We start from the raw sequence: 1,216 nt of genomic DNA, 5'->3' as shown, positions 1-1,216 counted from the left end.
GCCACTTGCCTGGCCGTCCCGTCCGGCGTGATCAGTACGATCGTGCCCGGGCCGAAATGCTGGCCGGGCGCCGGCGCCGGCCCGCCGCCATTGACATAGATGTTGCCGCGCCCATCGACGACGATCTCGTTCCACGGGCTTTTCGAGAGGTCGCGCAGATCGGCATGGGTGACGAGCCTGCCATCCACCTCCTGCCTTAGCAGCAGGCCTTCGCGGCCTGAAATCACGAGCAACCTGCCATCCGGCAGCCAGTCGATGGAGTAGGGCAGGACCGCTGGCACGGTGAGCATCACCCTGCTCTTGCCGTCTTCGCTCACGGCGACGATCTCTCCGGTACCCCAGTTGCAGAGCCACAGGCGTCCCTCATGCCAACGCGGCGATTCCCCGAAAGCGAGGCCCTTGGCGATAATCTTGGCGTTCTCGGCAACGGATGACATTGCTGGCTCCTTGGCTGCGTGACCCACGTCACCGTTCCGAAGGCGTCGCGGGGCACTGTCCTGCCAAGGACGGGCGAGCGTATGGCTTGCCGACATGGCGGCCGACAATTCTAAAAGGCTACTGCGCGCCCCTCCTTCCCCATTGTCGCGTTGCGGGCAGAGGGTGTTTCGGTTATTGAGGCCGGACCTGAAACAGGGACTGCCCCATCCCATGAGCCTTGTCGATACGGTCAAGAACGCGTTCGTACCGATCCATCGCGAGGGCTATCCGTTCATCGCCGCCTTCGGCGCGGGCACGCTTTTCCTCGGCTATTTCTCCTCGATCCTGTTTTGGATCGGGCTCATCCTCACCGCCTGGTGCGCCTATTTCTTCCGCGATCCCGAGCGGGTGACGCCGGTCGATGACAGTCTGGTGGTGAGCCCCGCCGATGGCGTCATCTCGGCGGTCGGCCCGGCCGTGCCGCCGCGCGAGCTTGGCCTCGGCAATGCCGAAATGACCCGCATATCGGTGTTCATGAACGTCTTTTCCTGCCACGTGAACCGCGCCCCGGTGCGCGGCAAGATTTCCCGTATCGAGCATCGGCCGGGGAAATTCCTCAATGCCGAACTCGACAAGGCAAGCACCGAGAACGAGCGCAACGGGCTGGTCATCGACAGCCCCAACGGCACCGTCGCGGCAGTGCAGATCGCTGGCCTCGTGGCGCGGCGCATCGTCTGCTGGGCCGAGACCGGCGGCTCGATCGCCATCGGCGAGCGTTTCGGCCTGATCCGCTTCGGCT

Annotated in this window: 2 protein-coding genes; one reads left to right on the top strand and one right to left on the bottom strand. The window is 64.6% G+C overall.

Going from position 1 to position 1,216, the window contains the following annotated elements:
- Positions 1-437, bottom strand: a 437-nt coding sequence (locus tag FJ980_RS32690) for an SMP-30/gluconolactonase/LRE family protein (protein ID WP_140547566.1), incomplete at its 3' end; no start/stop codon positions are given.
- A 211-nt stretch (positions 438-648) separates the two neighbouring features.
- Between FJ980_RS32690 and FJ980_RS32685 the strand changes: the two genes are divergently transcribed.
- The coding region (locus FJ980_RS32685; RefSeq protein ID WP_140547565.1) for a phosphatidylserine decarboxylase at positions 649-1,216 on the top strand (568 nt) is incomplete at its 3' end.

The organism is Mesorhizobium sp. B1-1-5 (assembly GCF_006443065.1).
GTDB lineage: Bacteria > Pseudomonadota > Alphaproteobacteria > Rhizobiales > Rhizobiaceae > Mesorhizobium.
Note: the sequence above shows the minus strand (reverse complement) of the source record. Positions and strands in the feature narration are given on the sequence as shown.